The following is a 17,727-nucleotide window of genomic DNA, read 5'->3' as shown; positions in this document are numbered from 1 at the left end:
GACGGCCGAGGCTTGCGTGAGCGCAAGTCCATATTCTTGTATGCGTAAACCGATTCTACACAGCGTAAACAGATTTGTCCGTACTCTTATCAAATCCCCATTGCCCTGTTTCGTGCAAGAGGTTTGTAGCAAGCGCGCCGGCTGGTTGAGCACCCGGGACACGCGTGAATAGGCCCTCAGCCCAGAATCAACAATCGGTGGCGAGCGTACTTGGGCAATGCCATCTATCATCGGCACATACCCTTCTTTTTTCAGCGACTGACTGTCCCTATGCCCCTGACCTCCAAAGGCCCACGAGGCCGAGCCACACGTTACGTCATCAGCGCAACCTGTGGACTGCTCCCGATTCTGCTGGGGGTCGCGATTCTTTACTGGCAAGCTGAACGCACACTTGAACAAAGCACCACACAAACAGCTCAGGAAGCAGTGCGCCAGTTTGATTTGATGCTCGACAATACCGCCCTCGCCGCCCGGGATTTGCTGCCATTGGCAGGTAAGCCGTGCGATAACGCGGCGAAACTGGCGCTGCGCGAACAAGTCACGCGCCGGCCGTTCGTACGCGCCACCACGTTGTCCTGGCAGAAAAACATTTATTGCAGCTCACTGTTTGGCGGCGACTACCAATCGCCGGTCAACCCGGACGACTATGTAGATGGCCGGTTGTGGTTGATGAATGGCAACCCTGTCACGCCAGATACTGCGTTACTGGTTTACCGCCTGGTGGAGGGTGAGCGAGGCGCGTTTGCCTCGATCGACAGCTACCACCTCACCAATGCCTTGCGCCTGATCAGTCGTTACGCCCACCTGATCTTGCAAGTCGGGCCCAATTGGCTGGATGCCGACGGCAAAGTGCATAACGACGCAGTGCCCGTGTTTGCCGTAGCCCATCATCACCTTGCATCCGCGCGCTATCACTACAGCGTCGAGGCCGGGATGCCTGCCGGAGAAACCTGGCGTTATATGCAGGCCCGCTATCCGGCGGTGTTCAGCCTGGTGGCGTTCTTTGGTGTGCTGGCTGGCATCCTCGCCCATTGGCTGCAAAAACGCTCGTCGGCACCCACCCACGAACTGCAACGTGCATTAAGCGCCAACGAATTTATCCCGTATTTCCAACCCGTGGTGCGCGGTGATACGCGTCAGTGGGCCGGTTGCGAAGTGCTGATGCGCTGGAAACATCCCAAAGAGGGCCTGGTGCGGCCAGATTTGTTTATTCCCCTGGCCGAAGACTCCGGCCTCATCGTGCCGATGACCCGCGCCCTGCTGCGCCAGACCGCCGCGCAACTGGCGCCCCATGCCGAACGCTTCAACCCCGGTTTTCATATTGGCGTGAACATTACCGCGCGGCATTGCCAGGACCTTGAACTGGTGAACGATTGCCAGGAGTTTCTCGCGGCCTTCCCGGCCGGCCAGGTCACCCTGGTACTGGAGCTGACCGAACGCGAACTGATCGAGCCCACCGAGACCACCCGGAGCCTGTTTGACGCCCTGCATCAGTTGGGGGTGATGATCGCGATCGATGACTTCGGCACCGGCCATTCCAGCCTCGGTTACTTGCGCAACTTCAATGTCGACTACTTGAAGATTGATCAGAGCTTTGTCGCCATGATTGGGGTGGATGCACTGTCACGGCATATTCTGGACAGCATCATAGAACTGTCAGCCAAGCTTGACCTTGGCATTGTTGCCGAAGGCGTGGAAACAGCAGAACAGTGTGAATACCTCGTCGCCCAAGGTGTGGATTTCTTACAAGGTTACCTGTTCGGCAAGCCGCTACCCTGCGATGAGTTCATTAAATCGTTAGGCAGCCGATGAAAGATTGTTATTTGGACAGAAGACATGATTTACTCCAGAGGGATTAACTACTACAATTTTTCTGCCTGTGCAGAACTCGCAGAAGGGTCTTCTTCGTTGACGTCGTGTTAACGTTCCTGGCTTATAGCTTTGTCTGCAGTTGATATCAGCCACTACACTATTGGAGTACAGATTTTGTCCAGACTCGCCGAATTTCGCGCAGCAGAAAAAGCCCTTCAAGAGCAGCTGGCCCAGCTGGAATCCTTGAAGAACGACGCAGGCTTGAAGAAAGAAATCGAATTCGAAGAAAAGCTCAAAAAGCTGATGGACAGCTACGGCAAAAGTCTGCGCGATATCATCGCCATTCTTGATCCAGCCCCGCGCAAGGCGGGTGCAACCATCGCCGCAGCGCCAAAGCAGCGCCGTGCACGGGTCGTCAAGGTTTACCACAACCCGCATACCGGTGAACTGATCGAGACCAAAGGCGGCAACCACCGCGGCCTGAAAGCGTGGAAAGAAGAGTACGGCGCTGCCACAGTAGATTCCTGGCTGCGCGGCTAATCACCCCACACTAAAAAAGCCCCGCACATGCGGGGCTTTTTTGCAGTTGACGGTTCGAAATCGAACTTAACCAGCCGTTCATTTTGTTCAAAACCACTAAAATGGGTCGATTCAAAGTTTCAGGCTGTTACGCACCGAACTGACTTCGTCCTTGCTCGCCTCGTAGGCTTGCGCCTGGCCCGCGTAAGAAAATACATAGGCCTTATCTGTATCCACCGCGCCGACTAATGTTTGTGACAACACGTGCCGTCCGTTTTCGGTTATCACGCAAGTAGTCTCCAACGCTTCAAGGCGACTCAGTGTCGTAGGATGCATCTTGCTGCACACGCTTTGATAACCGCCCCGGGCGAAATCTTTCTGAATCGATTTGCGCATCTCCAGTAACACGCTTGGAAGATTAACTTTATGCCCGGGCTCAATTGGCGTGCCGGTCAACTCCATGACCATCAGGGTTGCGCCGTTTTCATCATTTTTGATCGCGCGCTGGCGAGACACTGTTTGAGCCTTCGCGGGGACTTCGTCGTCAGGTATGACTTCTTCGACCTGCCAGCCGCTGGGCCAATGAATCTCCGGGTCGGCCGCCAATACGAACGAACTCCCCAGCATCAGGCACAACGTACTCAACAGCGATTTACGAAACTCGATCATTATGAAAAACGCCCAGGGTTCAAGCCGCAAAGTTTGCGGCCCCAGACCCGCCGCTCGCAAGGGCCGCGTGCGTTTTTTCATTTGGCGCGGCAGGTAGCCCTTGCGTATCATGAGCCGGCAGCACGGATGCTTGCCGCACGCCAAGGGACCGCTTTGCCCCATTTTTCTGGAGGGCCCATGAGCCTGCACGAACTGAACACCTTCCCGGGCGTCACTGCCCAGCCTGACACCGCCACTGCAAACTTTGTGTTTAACCACACCATGTTGCGGGTCAAGGACATCACCAAATCGCTGGACTTCTACACGCGCGTGCTGGGTTTCTCCCTGGTTGAAAAGCGCGACTTCCCGGAAGCCGAATTCAGCCTGTATTTCCTCGCCCTGGTGGACAAGGCCCAAATCCCGGCCGACGCCGCCGAGCGCACCCAGTGGATGAAATCGATTCCGGGCATCCTTGAGCTGACCCATAACCACGGTACCGAAAACGACGCCGACTTTGCCTATCACAACGGCAATACCGACCCGCGTGGCTTTGGCCATATCTGTATTTCGGTACCGGATATCGTCGCTGCGTGCGAGCGTTTCGAAGCGCTGGGCTGCGATTTCCAGAAGCGCCTGACGGATGGCCGCATGAAGAGCCTGGCCTTCATCAAGGACCCGGATGGTTACTGGGTCGAGATCATCCAGCCGGCGCCGATGTAACACGCGGCGCGTCTCGCGCAGTACGCAGGAATAAAAAAGCCCCATGATTGCTCATGGGGCTTTTTTGGTTTTTCGCGTGTCACTTATGCCGGGGCTGATGTGCGAATCAAGTGATCGAATGCACTCAGGGAGGCCTTGGCACCCTCGCCCACCGCAATGACGATCTGCTTGTAGGGCACGGTAGTGACGTCACCGGCCGCAAATACACCCGGCAGTGAAGTCTCGCCACGGGCATCCACGATGATCTCGCCGCGAGGCGTCAACTCCACCGTGCCTTTGAGCCAGTCGGTGTTGGGCAACAAACCGATCTGCACGAAGATACCTTCCAGGTCGATAGTCTTGAACTCACCACTGTCGCGATCCTTGTAGGCAAGGCCGGTGACTTTCTGGCCATCGCCTTTGACTTCGCTGGTCAGCGCGCTGGTAATCACATCCACGTTCGGCAAGCTGTAAAGCTTGCGTTGCAGCACCGCATCGGCGCGCAACTTGCTGTCAAACTCAAGCAGCGTGACATGGTTGACGATCCCGGCCAGATCAATAGCCGCTTCCACACCGGAGTTACCGCCGCCGATCACCGCAACGCGCTTGCCCTTGAACAGCGGCCCATCGCAGTGCGGGCAGAAGCACACGCCCTTGGCCTTGTATTCCTGCTCGCCCGGCACACCCATCTCTCTCCAGCGGGCGCCAGTGGCCAGGATAACGGTCTTGGACTTGAGGGTCGCACCGCTTTCGAAGCGAATCTCATGCAACTCACCGGCATTTTTCGCCGGCACCAGGCTGCTGGCGCGTTGCAGGTTCATGATGTCCACGTCGTACTGACGCACATGCGCTTCCAGCGCAATGGCCAGTTTCGGCCCTTCGGTTTCCTGTACCGAGATAAAGTTCTCGATGGACATGGTGTCCAGCACCTGGCCACCAAAACGTTCAGCCGCTACACCGGTACGGATACCTTTACGGGCTGCGTAGATGGCCGCCGAGGAACCGGCTGGGCCGCCGCCGACAACCAATACATCGAACGCCTCTTTGGCACTGATTTTCTCGGCGGCTTTTTCGAGACCGCTAGTGTCGAGCTTGGCAAGAATTTCTTCCAGGCCCATGCGGCCCTGGCCGAAGTTCACCCCATTCAAGTAGACACTGGGCACCGCCATGACCTGGCGCTCGTCGACTTCGGCCTGGAACAGCGCGCCGTCGATGGCCACGTGACGGATATTGGGGTTCAGCACCGCCATCAGGTTCAGGGCCTGGACCACGTCCGGGCAGTTCTGGCACGACAGCGAGAAGTATGTCTCGAAGCTGAACTCGCCTTTAAGGGCGCGGATCTGTTCAATCACTTCGACACTGGCCTTCGACGGGTGGCCACCGACTTGCAACAGAGCCAGCACCAGCGAAGTGAATTCATGGCCCATGGGGATGCCGGCGAAACGCAGGTTGATATCGGCACCCGGGCGGTTGATGGAGAACGATGGCCTGCGCGCATCATCACCATCGGTTTTCAAGGTAATCAACGTCGTCAGGCTGACAACGTCCTGCAAAAGAGCGAGCATTTCCTGGGATTTCGCGCCGTCGTCGAGGGAGGCGACGATCTCGATCGGCTGGGTGACCCGTTCCAGGTATGACTTCAACTGAGCTTTAAGATTGGCGTCCAACATACGGGCGATTTCCTGTTCATTCGGTTTATTGCAGACAAAAAAACGCCCGAGCGAATCTCGCCCGGGCGTTTCGAGGGCGGATGCAGCTTACTGAGGTGCGGATTCCCGCCCTTGATACGTCTTCACAGACTTAGATCTTGCCGACCAGGTCCAGGGACGGAGCCAAGGTAGCCTCGCCTTCTTTCCACTTGGCTGGGCACACTTCGCCTGGGTGGGCAGCGACGTATTGAGCAGCCTTGATCTTGCGCAGCAGCTCGGAAGCATCACGGCCAACACCACCGTCGTTCAGTTCGACGATCTTGATCTGACCTTCCGGGTTGATCACGAAAGTACCGCGATCAGCCAGGCCAGCTTCTTCGATCAGCACGTCAAAGTTGCGGGAGATGGTCAGGGTTGGGTCACCGATCATGGTGTACTGAATTTTGCCGATGGCTGGCGAAGTGTTGTGCCAGGCAGCGTGGGCAAAATGGGTGTCGGTGGACACGCTGTAGATTTCGACGCCCAGCTTCTGAAATTCGGCGTAGTTGTCAGCCAGGTCTTCCAGTTCGGTTGGGCAAACGAAGGTAAAGTCGGCTGGGTAGAAGAACACTACCGACCACTTGCCTTTCAGGTCAGCGTCGGTCACATCCAGGAAGCTGCCGTTTTTGAAAGCGGTGGCTTTAAACGGTTTTACTTGGCTGTTGATGATAGGCATCGTTGACTCTCCGTCAGGGGTTAAGAAGTTGATGAGATGAATCCTACCGACTCTTTCGGTCGATGGCCCATTGGCAAACCTGATGCTGACGATTGGCTTTCTCTATCAAGTGGCGGTATTAATAGAAGAAATTTCAAATCAGCGGCTGGGTCGCCAGGGTCATGCCGAGAAATGGCGTCGCTTCAACATAGCGCATGGCGGATTTCATGTCGTTCCACCCGACGTAATTCATCAGCGACTTCAAGTCCCAGCCACTGCGATGGGCCCAGGTGGCAAAGCCGCGCCGCAGGGAGTGGCTGGTGTATTGCTCGGCGGGGATGCCTGCGCGTTCCAGGGCTTGGCGCAATAATGGGATGACACTATTGGGATGCAGCCCCTCCTCGCCCAGGTTGCCCCACCGGTCGATGCCGCGAAAGACCGGGCCGCGAACCAGCGCCGAGGCGCTGAGCCAGTCGCTGTAAGCTTGCACCGGGCACAGGCGCAGCAGCGCCGGCGTCTGGTACGTCTTGCCCAGGTTTTCCCGATCGCCTTTGCTGCGCGGCAGGTACAGGCTGATCCCGGCGCCGGGCACAGCCTGGACGTGTTCAATACTTAATCGGCACAGCTCATCACTGCGAAACCCCCGCCAAAAGCCCAGCAGGATCAGCGCAGTATCACGCTTGGCGCGCAGCAAGCGGGGCGGGTCCTGGTTTTCGCGGGCCAGGCTTGCTTCAAGCGCCAGTGAAGTGACGACCTGCTCAAGATGCTGTAGCTGCAAAGGCTCAGCCTGCCGCTCGCGCGCTGGATGCACGGCACGAATCCCCTTGAGCACCTTGCGCACCACGGGCGCTTTCGTCGGATCGGCAAAGCCCTGGCTGGTGTGCCACTGCGCCAGTGCCGAAAGCCGCAGTTTCAAGGTGTTTACCGCCAACACTCCGGCGTGCGCCACCAGATAACGCGCCACGCTGTCGCTGGTGGCCGGCAGGAACCCTCCCCAACTCACTTCGAAGTGCTCGATCGCCGCACGGTAGCTGCGGCGCGTGTTATCGCGGGTCGCAGCGTTGATATATCGATCCAGGTCGCTCATGGGTGTCGTTTCGTACTGCTGTCAGGGGAAGTGGCGGTTAAAACCGTTATGACACGGGATAATACGCCAATATCCCATCTCTTAAATCATGAATCTCAACGAGTTTTTATACGTGTTATAGTACGTATATACATACCATGTACCACAGTACTAAATCGACGGAGACTCCATGGCTCGCGGCGGCATAAACAAAGCAGTAGTTCAGACGGCACGCCTGGCAATCCTTGCCCGCGGTGAAAACCCCAGCATCGACGCAGTACGGATCGAGATGGGTAATACCGGCTCGAAAACCACCATTCATCGCTATTTGAAAGAGTTGGACGAAAGTGAAACCCGGCTGACCATTACCGAGGCGCCGATTGACGACGAGCTCGGCGAGCTGGTCGCACGCCTGGCCCAGCGCTTGAAAGAGAAGGCTCAGGAGCCGATTGACTTGGCGCTGGCGCAATTCGAACAGCAGAAAACCGCCCTGCTCGCCCAGGTTGAGGCGCTTGAAGAGGCACACACTCAGCTCAAGCAGCAATTTGATATCCAGGCCGCAGCCCTGGCGGAAGAAAGCGCTGCGCTGCAAACCACCAGCACCAGCCTGCAAGCCGAGCAAACCCGTAACGCCGGGTTGAGCCAGGCGTGCAGTGATTACGAGTTGCGGATCAACGACAAAGACGAGCAGATTCGCTCACTGGAAGAGAAACACCTGCACGCACGCGACGCGCTTGAGCATTACCGCAACGCGATAAAAGAACAGCGCGAGCAAGAGCAGCGTCGCCATGAAGGCCAGCTGCAGCAGATTCAAGCCGAATTGCGTCAGGCTCAGCAAAGCGCACTCGTACGCCAGGATGAAATCACCCAACTGCATCGCGATAATGAACGCCTGCTGATTGAGCAGCGAGTAACCACCAAGGAACTGAACGCATTGCAGGATCAGAGCCGCAAAGATCAGGCCGCACAACTCAAGCTCAACGAGCATCTGAGCAAGATCGACAGCGAGCGCGCCCTGCTTCAGGAGCGCCTGCGGGTTGCAGCACTGGACAGTCAGGCACGCCAGGAGGCGCTACTTGAAAATCAGCAGCGCAACAAGGCACTGGAACTGGACCTGATCAAGGCCCAGGCCAGCATCGACGCGCTGCGCCTGGCCGCCGCCGTTGCAACGGCGCCAGAAACAGCACAACCATCCTGATCAATCGGCCACAGGCGTGCGCATGGTGACGAACTCTTCGGCCGCCGTCGGGTGCACGCCGATGGTCTCGTCAAAATGCTGTTTGGTCGCGCCCGCCTTGAGCGCGATCGCCAGCCCCTGCACGATTTCGCCTGCATCCGGACCGACCATATGGCAGCCCAAGACCTTGTCGGTGTCGGCATCGACCACCAGTTTCATCAGGGTCTTTTCCTGGCAGTCGGTCAAGGTCAGCTTCATCGGCCGGAAACGGCTTTCAAAGATCTGCACCTTGTGGCCTTGCTTGCGCGCGTCTTCTTCCGTCAGCCCGACGGTGCCGATATTCGGCAGGCTGAACACCGCCGTTGCGATGTTGGCGTAATCCACCGCACGGTACTGCTCCGGCTTGAACAGGCGCCGCGCCACAGCCATGCCTTCAGCCAGAGCAACCGGCGTCAGTTGCACCCGACCAATCACATCGCCAATGGCCAGGATCGATGGTTCGGCGGTCTGGTAAAGATCGTCCACCTCAACGAAGCCGCGCTCGTCCAACTTCACGCCGGTATTTTCCAGCCCCAGGTTGTCCAGCATCGGGCGGCGGCCGGTGGCATAGAACACACAGTCGGCTTCCAGCACGCGGCCATCTTTCAAGGTGGCCTTGAGGCTGCCATCGGCTTGCTTGTCGATACGCTCGATATCGGCATTGAACTGCAGGTCCAGCCCGCGCTTGGTCAGTTCTTCCTTCAGATGGGTGCGCACCGAACCGTCGAAGCCGCGCAAGAACAGGTCGCCACGATACAGCAAGGTGGTGTTGGCACCCAAACCATGGAAAATTCCGGCGAATTCCACTGCAATGTAACCACCACCCACCACCAGTACGCGCTTGGGTAGCTCTTTAAGAAAGAACGCCTCATTGGAACCGATCGCGTGTTCACGCCCTGGAATTTCCGGGATCTGCGGCCAGCCGCCGGTAGCGATCAGGATGTACCTGGCAGTAAAGCGCTCGCCGTTGATCTCTACCTGATGCGCATCTACCAGACGCGCATGACCTTCATGCAGGGTCACCCCGCTGTTGACCAGCAGGTTGCGATAGATGCCATTAAGACGGTTGATCTCGCGATCCTTGTTGGCAATCAGGGTTGCCCAGTCAAAGTTCGCTTCGCCCAATGACCAACCAAAGCCACTGGCTTGCTCGAAGTCTTCGGCAAAATGCGCGCCGTACACCAACAGCTTTTTCGGCACGCAGCCGACGTTCACACAGGTGCCGCCCAGATAGCGGCTTTCCGCAACAGCCACCTTGGCACCGAAGCCTGCGGCAAAGCGCGCCGCACGAACACCGCCGGAACCGGCGCCAATTACATACAGATCAAAATCGTAGGCCATTTCACTCTCCTCGGCAGAACACCAGCATACCGACTTACATGGGGCTGAAAAACGAAAAAGCCACCCGAAGGTGGCTTTCTCTTGAAACAGTGCGGCAAGTGTAAATCAGTAGGCCTTGCCAGTCTTGTAGAAGTGCTCGTAGCAGAAGTTGGTTGCTTCGATGTAGCCTTCGGCGCCACCGCAGTCAAAACGCTGCCCTTTGAACTTGTAGGCAATTACGCAACCGTCTTTGGCTTGCTTCAACAGCGCATCGGTGATCTGGATTTCGCCACCCTTGCCCGGCTCGGTTTCTTCGATCAGTTTGAAGATGTCCGGGGTGAGGATGTAACGACCGATGATCGCCAGGTTCGACGGAGCATCTTCCGGCGCTGGCTTCTCGACCATGTCACGCACGCGGATCAAGCCATCGCCAATATCGTCGCCGGCGATAACACCGTACTTGTTGGTTTCGGTTGGGTTGACTTCCATCACCGCAACGATGGTGCAGCGGTATTTCTGGTAGAGCTTGACCATCTGGGTCAGCACACCATCACCTTCCAGGTTCACACACAGGTCATCCGCCAGAACCACGGCAAACGGTTCGTCACCGATCAGCGGGCGACCGGTAAGGATAGCGTGGCCGAGGCCTTTCATCTGAGTCTGACGGGTGTAGGAGAACGAGCACTCGTCAAGCAGTTTGCGAATACCGACCAGGTATTTTTCCTTGTCGGTGCCTTTGATCTGGTTTTCCAGCTCATAGCTGATGTCGAAGTGGTCTTCCAGGGCGCGTTTGCCGCGGCCGGTAACGATGGAGATCTCGTTCAGGCCGGCATCCAGGGCTTCTTCCACGCCGTACTGAATCAGTGGCTTGTTCACCACCGGCAGCATCTCTTTGGGCATGGCTTTGGTCGCTGGCAAGAAGCGAGTGCCGTAACCGGCTGCTGGGAACAAGCATTTCTTGATCATATGAGTCCTTACAAAGGGCTGTGCGTACGGAATTCGGCGCAGTCTAATCAGGCCGCAGTCACCTTACAATGGCTCCTGCTGGCGTTGCGATGTCATCATAGAGAAAAAATGGCGCAGTAAGTTCCGCTGATCCTGCAAAGGGCTTCATCAACGGTCAGGCAGAACGCACCCTGCTTATAACATCTGCAATTGTTTTAGCACGCTTTTCGCCTGCCAGCACGGACCTGCAACAACGTGCGCGCTACCCCAGGCTTTTGGCGGTATCATGGGCGCCTTGTACCAGACCATGAGATTCCCAATAGATGTCAGAACCCAAAGGTGTAAACGGCTACCTGATCACCCAGCGTGCAGACGGCTGGCACTTGATCAATTTTCACGGCGACAGCGTTGCTGGAGCATTCGCGACCGAAAGCCAAGCCATTGCAGTAGCCGAGGTGTTTGTGGATGAAGCAGGCCACGCGTCGAGCAAGCGTCCGAAAAACAAGTAAGCCTCGCCACACCGCCACAAAAAAGCCCCGGTCGACGGGGCTTTTTTGTGGACGTCTGTTTTTGTCGGCGCCCTGCGACCTCTGCGCCCCCGACACTTAGTTGTTTCGCCTGGTAAACGACTATTGTTTTTCAATTCGCGTAATCCCATTCTTACATCCAAAACCCCAACTAAAGCATTCTCATTTGGCGGCATGTAGTCCAACTCTTACAGTCAAAATAAAACTTTTGGCAAATTGCCATATCCTTCCTATATATCACTACACGTTACGGCTACATCACTAAACGAATGCGCCGACTTACTTCAACAGTGCAAAGCCACACAATCATTTCCGCCTCAAACGTGCCGCCTGATTGCAATGCAATTAATTGGAAAACCTGATTATCAGAAGGCCGACTCGGCTGACGACATCGGGATTTACCGGGCGCCACTTTTGCGGTGAAACCGTCAGTCCCAGACCCAATAGCGGCGGGACTTTTCAATGACATTTTTATGTGGGCGTCTGCAAATGAAAACTAAGTTTAAAACTGCGCTGTTTACCCTTGGGCTGTTCGCCGGCTCGATCTCAGGAGCTCATGCCGCAGATGGAACAGTCACCTTCCTCGGATCGGTCCACTCGGGTGCTTGCTCCATTAAGCCTGAATCCATCGACCAGACCGTTAACCTCGGCGCCATCGCAAAGCATCAATTGCAGGCCGGCGGCAAGTCGGAAGCCCGAAGCGTGAAAATCGAACTGGAGGGCTGCGACCTGACGAACCTTACCGATAACACGGTAACCACCACCTTCACTGCCGCCCCCTCAAACGATGTCCCAGGTGCAATCGGTACCGTCGGTGGTGCAGGCCTCATCGGCATCATGATGACCCACGGCGGCAAACCCGTTGAGCTGGGCGTCGCGACAACCCCGCAAGCCATTTCCACGGGTGATAACACCCTGGAATTCGGTGCCTACGTTCAAGGCGCGGCTACCGGCGACATCGTCCCCGGTGATTTCAGCGCCGTCACCAACTTCACCTTGGCCTATCAGTAAGTTGTTCCCCCCGCCACCTGAGGGTGACGGGGGGACGGGTGGGAGATACCGGTGAAAACATTCTTGAATCTCGTAGTCACCTCCTCGTTGACGATGTTCATCAGTCCTTGGAGTTTCGCCCAGCCACCTGCTCAGGGCGAAGGCATTGTCACGCTGGGTGGCGTGATCGTCGACTCCGCATGCGGGCTGGAACTGGTCAGTGCCGATCAGTCCATCGAGATGACACCCGAGCCCATAGGCAGGCTATTGCGCAATGCATTGGGCGAGCCACACCCCTTCGAATTACGCCTGGTCAATTGCTCCTTGACGCGCCCGGACCCATCGCGGCCCGGGGCCACGCTGCCTGATTGGGAGCATCTGCGGGTGACCTTCGACGGCCCTCGCGACAGGGACGGCCGCTCCTTTGCCGCCTTTGGAGACTCACAGGGGGCTGCCTTTCATATCTGGGATTCGGCTGGCCAAGAGAGTGTGCCGGGCGAGCCCATGGCTCCGCACCCCCTGGCTGAAGGTGACATGACACTGCACTACACGCTTCGGCTGGTCGGCAACGGGCTGCCACTGGCACCGGGGGCTCACCGGGTCGCAGTGCGGTTCAGGTTGGAATACTTTTGAACATTGATGGGTTGCTTTCATGCTGAATACGTCGAAGATCAAAAATACGCTTCGCCCCAGCCTGGTAGGCGGGCTGATGTCGCTGGCCGGAACCGCGTTGGGCGCCGGGGATATCGAATTCAATACCGACGTGCTTGATTTGAATGATCGCACCAATATTGATTTGTCCCGCTTCGCCCGTAGCGGTTTCATTCTGCCCGGCACCTACACGATGCTTGTGCAGATCAATGGCCAGCCTGTTTCCGAGCAAACGGTGGCTTTCTACCCTCCCGAGCATGATCCCAAGGGCAGCCAGGCATGCTTGTCCCCTGGCCTGGTGGAACTGTTGGGGCTGAAGGCGTCGGATGCTACCAAACTCATCGCGTGGAAAAACGGCGAGTGCCTGGATACCCAAGGCCTGCCAGGCACAGAGGTGAGTGCTGACCTGGCCACCTCCACGCTGAACATCAACCTGCCCCATGCCTACCTTGAATACAGCGCCCTCAACTGGGATCCACCCGCGCGCTGGGATGAGGGAGTGCCAGGATTACTGGTTGACTACAACCTGACGGCACAGTCCAACGCCCAGAAAAACCAAAGTACACGCAATCACCTGAGCGGTAACGGAACCCTGGGGGCCAATGCCGGGGCCTGGCGCCTGCGTGCCGATTGGCAGGGACGCGTCGACAGCGCGAGGGACCGATCCGCCGGGGAGCAGAAGCTGGAGTGGAGCCGCTACTACGCTTACCGTGCCATTCCTTCGCTGAAGGCCCGATTGGTGGTCGGCGAGAACTACCTTTACTCGGACCTGTTCGACAGCTTCCGTTTTACCGGTGCCGCGCTGAATTCGGACGAAAGCCAACTGCCACCGAACTTGCGCGGCTATGCGCCGGAGGTTGTCGGGGTTGCCAAGACAAACGCCAGGGTCGTCGTCAGCCAGCAAGGCCGCGTGCTGTATGAAGCCCTGGTGGCGGCCGGCCCCTTTCGCATTCAGGACCTCAACGACGCCGTCACGGGTACGCTGGATGTGCGTGTGGAAGAGCAGGACGGCTCGGTGCAAACCTTCAAGCTCAACACCGCCGGTGTTCCTTACCTGACGCGCCCCGGGCAAATCCGCTACAAACTCGCGACCGGACGGCCTTCCGATCTTCAATACGGGGCTGACGGTGACTTTTTCGGCACCGGCGAATTCTCCTGGGGGATCAGCAACGGCTGGTCGTTGTTCGGCGGCGCCATTACCGATAACAACTACCATGCGGCCACTGTCGGTGCAGGTCGTGACTTGCTGGTGTTAGGAGCATTATCCCTGGATGTGACCCAGTCCCATGCGAACGTGTGGAATCAGACCCTCTCGGGTAAGTCCTATCGCCTGCAATACTCCAAGAACTTCGAACAATACGACAGCCAAATAACCTTCGCAGGTTATCGGTTTTCCGATAAGAACTTCTTAAGCATGAGCGAATACCTGGATGCTCGTCATTATGGAATGAACGGCGAACTCGCAGGGCGCGGAAAATACGACGAGTTGGGTCAATACGCTGGCGAATTCAAACCTATAGGGGGCAGTAAGGCGCTGTATACCGCCACGATCAACAAACAGTTTCGCGACCTGGGTGCCACGGTGTACGCCAGTTACAACAAACAAACTTACTGGTCGCGGCCGTCCAGCCAGCGTTGGAACTTGTCGGTGTCTCGCTACTTCAATGTCGGCACCGTCAAGAATCTGAGCCTGTCCCTGAATGTCTATCGCACCCAGGACTACAACTATAAGGATAACGGCATGGCGCTGACGGTCAGCCTGCCGCTGGGACGCAGTGGCACGTTATCGCTGGACGCAAATAGAACTGCAGGCAAGAGCGGCTTTTCAACGCGCTACAGCGATCGCCTGGATGAACGCAACAACTACCAGCTCAGTGCAAGTGACAATTCCGCCAGCGGTTACCTGAGCCACATGGGTGATCAGGCTGACTTGACGCTGGCCGCCAGCCGTCAACAGGGCAACACCAGCCTGAGCATGTCGGCCCGCGGTGGCGGCACCCTCACGCCCCACGGCGCAGCACTGCATCGAACCAGCAGCATGGGCGGCACGCGTCTGATGGTCGATACCGGCGGTGTAGCCGATGTGCCAGTGCGCGGTTACGGCACGCCGACGCGCAGCAACGCCTTTGGTAAAGCAGTGATTTCCGATTTGAGCAGCTACCAGCGTACGGCGGCCAGCGTGGATCTGGAGCGCCTGCCGAAAAACGTCGAAGCCACACAATCTGTCACGCAAGTGACGCTCACCGAAGGTGCCATCGGCTACCGATCCCTGGAAGTGATTTCCGGTGAGAAAGCCATGGCGGTACTGCGCCTGCCGGATGGCAGTACACCGCCCTTCGGCGCAATGGTTAAGAACGCCAAGCAGCAGGACACCGGCATTGTGAATGATGGCGGCAGTGTGTACCTCAGCGGTATCCAGGCGGGTGAGCAGATGTTCGTCACCTGGGGAGAAAGTTCGCGCTGCATTCTTACGCTGCCTTTGGATTTGCCGGCTGATGGCTTGACCCATGCCCTGCAACTGGATTGCCGAATGGTAGCCACTGATCAAACCTCGCCCGCGCCGTCCGAGCTGACCGGCCAGCACACCGCCACGGAGAACACATCCTCATGATGCTCAATACACGCCTCACCCTCTCGTCCATCGCATTGCTGGCCTTCAGCCTGAGCCAAAGCGCCCACGCCGCGATTGCCCTGGACCGTACACGCGTGATCTTTGACGGAGGCAAGGACGCCACCAGCGTGAATATCACCAACAACAACACGCAGTTGCCGTACCTGGCCCAAGGATGGATTGAGGATGAACAGGGTCAGAAAATCACCGCGCCCTTGATCGTGCTGCCACCGGTGCAGCGTGTGGAGCCCGGCAAACAAAGCCAGGTAAAGGTCCAGGCCCTGCCCGCGGCCAAATCCTTGCCGCAGGATCGGGAGACGGTCTACTACTTCAACCTGCGGGAAATTCCGCCGCGCAGCGACAAGGCCAACACGCTGCAAATCGCGCTGCAAACCCGGATCAAATTGTTCTATCGACCGCAAGCCATCACACCGACCCAGCAAGATCTGTCCAACCCCTGGCAGGAAAAGCTGACCCTTTCACGGCAGGGCGAACATTACCAGGTGAACAACCCAACGCCGTATTTCGTGACCCTGGTGGATGCACGCAGCACCAAGGATGGCAAGACCGTGTCAGGTTTCGAACCGCTGATGGTGCCACCCAAAAGCTCGCTGACCCTGGGCCCGACCGCCAAGGCCCTCGGAACATCGCCTTATCTGGCCTACGTGAATGACTACGGCGGGCGGCCGCTGCTGGCGTTCACCTGCAGTGGCGAGACGTGCAAGGTGAACCTGCAAGCAGCCCCGCTCACACAGTAATACCGACCGGAGTCAGCCATGAAATCGCACTATGTGAAGGTCTTGGGCGGCCTGCTACTGGCCCTTGTCGGGAGCGCGCAGGCCCAGGATGGAGACGATATAGAAGGCATGAGCGGACGACTGAATATCTCCGGATCAATGCATGAAACCCCCTGCAACCTGGAGATGACGTCGGTGCATCAAACCATTGACTTGGGCGACGTCTCCACCAGCGAACTGCGTCGTCCTGGCGATCAGGCAAGGTCAGTGGCATTCCAGTTGCGCTTCACCGATTGCCACCGCACCGCCGGCAGCATCCGCAGTGAACGCACAGGCAATCTGACGTGGAGTGCCTTTCAACCGGTGCTGTCGGTCGCGTTCCTCGCTCCGGCCGATGCCGATGATCCACGCCTGGTCAAAGTGCAAGGCATTACCGGGATGGGCCTGCAATTAACGGATGTGCGTGGCCGGGATGTAAACCTGGGGCAGCGGGGAGAACCTTTGTTCCTGCCCCTGGGTGGCGCCACCCAGACCTGGAACGTTCGGCCCACACGCACCTCCGCGCCGTTGACCAGCGGGGCATTCCGGGCCGTGGTGGATTTCAGGCTCAATTATGAGTAAGGGCAGAAAAATGGCGAAGTCAAACGGCTCGTGGGCCGTGTTTATAGGCGCCCTGATGTGGGCCGTCAGCGAGGCGGTTTTGGCCGAGACCAGCCTGACCATCCGTGCGGTGATCATTGCGCCGCCGCCGTGCGTCATCAACAGCGGCAGTACGCTTGATGTGCCATTCGGCAATGACCTGCTGACCTCAAGGATCGACGGAATCAACTACCGCCGTGGTGTGCCCTACACCGTTACCTGTAATGCGCCGTACAGCAACGCGCTGACACTGGAACTCAAGGGCACCGGGGCTGCGTTTGACAGTCGTGTGCTCGTGACCCGCAAACCAGACCTTGGGGTGAAGCTGTTCGTCAATGGCACTGACTGGCCTTTGAACACGGCGGTGAACTTTACCTATCCCAATTTACCGGTGGTTCAGGCGGTACCGGTCAAGCGCGTCGGCAGTACGTTGACAGGCGGGGCCTTCGATGCGACCGCCACTCTGGTGGTGGATTACCAATGAAGTCGATTACCCATGAAGAGAAACGATCCATGACCTTTTGGCCGCAGAAAGCATTGCTCGCCTTGTGCGCCATCAGCCTTTGCAGCGGCGTGTCGGCCAACCTGACCTTCAGCGGAACACTGAACGAGCCCCCGCCCTGCACCATCGACGCCGGCAATACCATTGAAGTGGATTTTGGCGATGTCGGCGTAAAGCGCGTCGATGGAGTGAAATACCGCCAGAGCGTCGGCTACACCATCAACTGTGGCACCGACACGCTGCCTTGGGAGCTTAAGTTGAGCGTCAACGGTACCGCGACAACGTTTGACAGTTCGGCGGTACAGACCAGCGTACCGGCACTGGGTATCCGGGTTTTCCAGAACAACCAGCCATTTGTCCTGAACTCCCCGCTGGAAATCAGCCTGTCGTCGCCACCGGTATTGGAAGTGGTTCCGGTCAAACAACCTGGCGCAACCCTGACACCCGCCCGGTTTACCGCGGTGGCCACGTTGTTGGCCGAATACCAGTAGGAGTTGAGTCC

General features: G+C 57.6%; 18 protein-coding genes. 12 read left to right on the top strand and 6 right to left on the bottom strand.

What is annotated here, in order from left to right; genetic code table 11:
• Positions 1-270 precede the first annotated feature (270 nt).
• Both IH404_RS14555 and IH404_RS14550 read left to right on the top strand, forming a co-directional pair.
• Entirely contained in the window at positions 271-1,812 is a 1,542-nt protein-coding gene (locus IH404_RS14555; RefSeq protein ID WP_194438177.1) for an EAL domain-containing protein, read from the top strand.
• Positions 1,813-1,986: 174 nt separating this feature from the next.
• Entirely contained in the window at positions 1,987-2,352 is a 366-nt protein-coding gene (locus IH404_RS14550; protein WP_005788234.1) for a histone-like nucleoid-structuring protein, MvaT/MvaU family, read from the top strand.
• A 111-nt stretch (positions 2,353-2,463) separates the two neighbouring features.
• Here the strand turns inward: IH404_RS14550 and IH404_RS14545 are convergent, their stop codons facing one another.
• Positions 2,464-3,000 carry a DUF4946 domain-containing protein gene (locus IH404_RS14545; RefSeq protein ID WP_005788232.1) on the bottom strand — a complete coding sequence of 179 codons (537 nt, stop codon included), beginning with the start codon at positions 2,998-3,000 and terminating at the stop codon, positions 2,464-2,466.
• A 177-nt stretch (positions 3,001-3,177) separates the two neighbouring features.
• Here IH404_RS14545 and gloA point away from each other — a divergent pair, with 177 nt between their 5' ends.
• A complete protein-coding gene (gene gloA / locus IH404_RS14540) occupies positions 3,178-3,699 on the top strand; it encodes a lactoylglutathione lyase (RefSeq protein ID WP_005788230.1) in 522 nt (173 codons plus the stop codon).
• Positions 3,700-3,782: 83 nt separating this feature from the next.
• Here the strand turns inward: gloA and ahpF are convergent, their stop codons facing one another.
• The 3 genes from ahpF to IH404_RS14525 form a co-directional block, all read right to left on the bottom strand.
• Complete coding sequence (gene ahpF, locus IH404_RS14535; protein ID WP_005788228.1) at positions 3,783-5,348, bottom strand: alkyl hydroperoxide reductase subunit F; 1,566 nt, start codon at positions 5,346-5,348, stop codon at positions 3,783-3,785.
• 130 nt (positions 5,349-5,478) lie between these two features.
• Positions 5,479-6,042: an alkyl hydroperoxide reductase subunit C gene (gene ahpC / locus IH404_RS14530; RefSeq protein WP_005788226.1), complete on the bottom strand. Its 564-nt coding sequence runs from the start codon at positions 6,040-6,042 to the stop codon at positions 5,479-5,481.
• Between the two features lie 133 nt (positions 6,043-6,175).
• Entirely contained in the window at positions 6,176-7,108 is a 933-nt protein-coding gene (locus IH404_RS14525; RefSeq protein WP_194438175.1) for a site-specific integrase, read from the bottom strand.
• Between the two features lie 169 nt (positions 7,109-7,277).
• On the opposite strand from IH404_RS14525, the gene IH404_RS14520 reads away from it, so the two are divergent.
• Positions 7,278-8,285, top strand: coding sequence for a DNA-binding protein (locus IH404_RS14520; protein ID WP_005788222.1), 1,008 nt, complete (start codon positions 7,278-7,280; stop codon positions 8,283-8,285).
• On the opposite strand, the gene gorA is transcribed toward IH404_RS14520, so the two are convergent.
• Both gorA and galU read right to left on the bottom strand, forming a co-directional pair.
• Entirely contained in the window at positions 8,286-9,644 is a 1,359-nt protein-coding gene (gorA, locus tag IH404_RS14515; protein ID WP_005788220.1) for a glutathione-disulfide reductase, read from the bottom strand.
• A 105-nt stretch (positions 9,645-9,749) separates the two neighbouring features.
• Positions 9,750-10,589: a UTP--glucose-1-phosphate uridylyltransferase GalU gene (gene galU, locus IH404_RS14510; protein ID WP_003173830.1), complete on the bottom strand. Its 840-nt coding sequence runs from the start codon at positions 10,587-10,589 to the stop codon at positions 9,750-9,752.
• Between the two features lie 302 nt (positions 10,590-10,891).
• On the opposite strand from galU, the gene IH404_RS14505 reads away from it, so the two are divergent.
• From IH404_RS14505 to IH404_RS14470, 8 genes are all read left to right on the top strand, one after another.
• Positions 10,892-11,077, top strand: a complete 186-nt coding sequence (locus IH404_RS14505; protein WP_005788216.1) for a hypothetical protein — start codon at positions 10,892-10,894, stop codon at positions 11,075-11,077.
• 507 nt (positions 11,078-11,584) lie between these two features.
• On the top strand, positions 11,585-12,106 hold the full coding sequence (locus tag IH404_RS14500) for a fimbrial protein (RefSeq protein WP_005788215.1): 522 nt from the start codon (positions 11,585-11,587) through the stop codon (positions 12,104-12,106).
• Between the two features lie 51 nt (positions 12,107-12,157).
• Positions 12,158-12,718 (top strand): hypothetical protein, encoded by a 561-nt coding sequence (locus tag IH404_RS14495; RefSeq protein ID WP_005788213.1) that lies wholly within the window; start codon positions 12,158-12,160, stop codon positions 12,716-12,718.
• 19 nt (positions 12,719-12,737) lie between these two features.
• A complete protein-coding gene (locus IH404_RS14490) occupies positions 12,738-15,347 on the top strand; it encodes an outer membrane usher protein (RefSeq protein WP_194438173.1) in 2,610 nt (869 codons plus the stop codon).
• Complete coding sequence (locus IH404_RS14485; RefSeq protein WP_005788210.1) at positions 15,344-16,105, top strand: fimbria/pilus periplasmic chaperone; 762 nt, start codon at positions 15,344-15,346, stop codon at positions 16,103-16,105. The genes IH404_RS14490 and IH404_RS14485 overlap by 4 nt, the downstream gene beginning before the upstream one ends.
• Positions 16,106-16,123: 18 nt before the next feature.
• Positions 16,124-16,705: a fimbrial protein gene (locus IH404_RS14480; protein ID WP_005788208.1), complete on the top strand. Its 582-nt coding sequence runs from the start codon at positions 16,124-16,126 to the stop codon at positions 16,703-16,705.
• 10 nt (positions 16,706-16,715) lie between these two features.
• Positions 16,716-17,207 carry a fimbrial protein gene (locus IH404_RS14475; protein ID WP_032803532.1) on the top strand — a complete coding sequence of 164 codons (492 nt, stop codon included), beginning with the start codon at positions 16,716-16,718 and terminating at the stop codon, positions 17,205-17,207.
• A gap of 29 nt (positions 17,208-17,236) precedes the next feature.
• A complete protein-coding gene (locus IH404_RS14470) occupies positions 17,237-17,716 on the top strand; it encodes a fimbrial protein (RefSeq protein WP_032803882.1) in 480 nt (159 codons plus the stop codon).
• Positions 17,717-17,727 lie beyond the last annotated feature (11 nt).

The sequence above is a fragment of the Pseudomonas sp. OST1909 genome, assembly GCF_015277575.1.
GTDB classification, from domain to species: Bacteria; Pseudomonadota; Gammaproteobacteria; order Pseudomonadales; family Pseudomonadaceae; genus Aquipseudomonas; species Aquipseudomonas synxantha_A.
The sequence above is the reverse complement of the archived record's forward strand: the minus strand, read 5'-3'. Positions and strand labels throughout refer to the sequence as shown.

Excerpts from the sequence above, each read along its gene's own strand:
- IH404_RS14555 (WP_194438177.1), top strand. The coding sequence starts at position 271 with ATGCCCCTGACCTCCAAAGGCCCACGAGGCCGAGCCACACGTTACGTC.
- IH404_RS14545 (WP_005788232.1), bottom strand. The coding sequence starts at position 3,000 with ATGATCGAGTTTCGTAAATCGCTGTTGAGTACGTTGTGCCTGATGCTG.
- gloA (WP_005788230.1), top strand. The coding sequence starts at position 3,178 with ATGAGCCTGCACGAACTGAACACCTTCCCGGGCGTCACTGCCCAGCCT.
- ahpF (WP_005788228.1), bottom strand. The coding sequence starts at position 5,348 with ATGTTGGACGCCAATCTTAAAGCTCAGTTGAAGTCATACCTGGAACGG.
- ahpC (WP_005788226.1), bottom strand. The coding sequence starts at position 6,042 with ATGCCTATCATCAACAGCCAAGTAAAACCGTTTAAAGCCACCGCTTTC.
- IH404_RS14525 (WP_194438175.1), bottom strand. The coding sequence starts at position 7,108 with ATGAGCGACCTGGATCGATATATCAACGCTGCGACCCGCGATAACACG.
- IH404_RS14520 (WP_005788222.1), top strand. The coding sequence starts at position 7,278 with ATGGCTCGCGGCGGCATAAACAAAGCAGTAGTTCAGACGGCACGCCTG.
- gorA (WP_005788220.1), bottom strand. The coding sequence starts at position 9,644 with ATGGCCTACGATTTTGATCTGTATGTAATTGGCGCCGGTTCCGGCGGT.
- galU (WP_003173830.1), bottom strand. The coding sequence starts at position 10,589 with ATGATCAAGAAATGCTTGTTCCCAGCAGCCGGTTACGGCACTCGCTTC.
- IH404_RS14505 (WP_005788216.1), top strand. The coding sequence starts at position 10,892 with ATGTCAGAACCCAAAGGTGTAAACGGCTACCTGATCACCCAGCGTGCA.
- IH404_RS14500 (WP_005788215.1), top strand. The coding sequence starts at position 11,585 with ATGAAAACTAAGTTTAAAACTGCGCTGTTTACCCTTGGGCTGTTCGCC.
- IH404_RS14490 (WP_194438173.1), top strand. The coding sequence starts at position 12,738 with ATGCTGAATACGTCGAAGATCAAAAATACGCTTCGCCCCAGCCTGGTA.
- IH404_RS14485 (WP_005788210.1), top strand. The coding sequence starts at position 15,344 with ATGATGCTCAATACACGCCTCACCCTCTCGTCCATCGCATTGCTGGCC.
- IH404_RS14480 (WP_005788208.1), top strand. The coding sequence starts at position 16,124 with ATGAAATCGCACTATGTGAAGGTCTTGGGCGGCCTGCTACTGGCCCTT.
- IH404_RS14475 (WP_032803532.1), top strand. The coding sequence starts at position 16,716 with ATGGCGAAGTCAAACGGCTCGTGGGCCGTGTTTATAGGCGCCCTGATG.
- IH404_RS14470 (WP_032803882.1), top strand. The coding sequence starts at position 17,237 with ATGACCTTTTGGCCGCAGAAAGCATTGCTCGCCTTGTGCGCCATCAGC.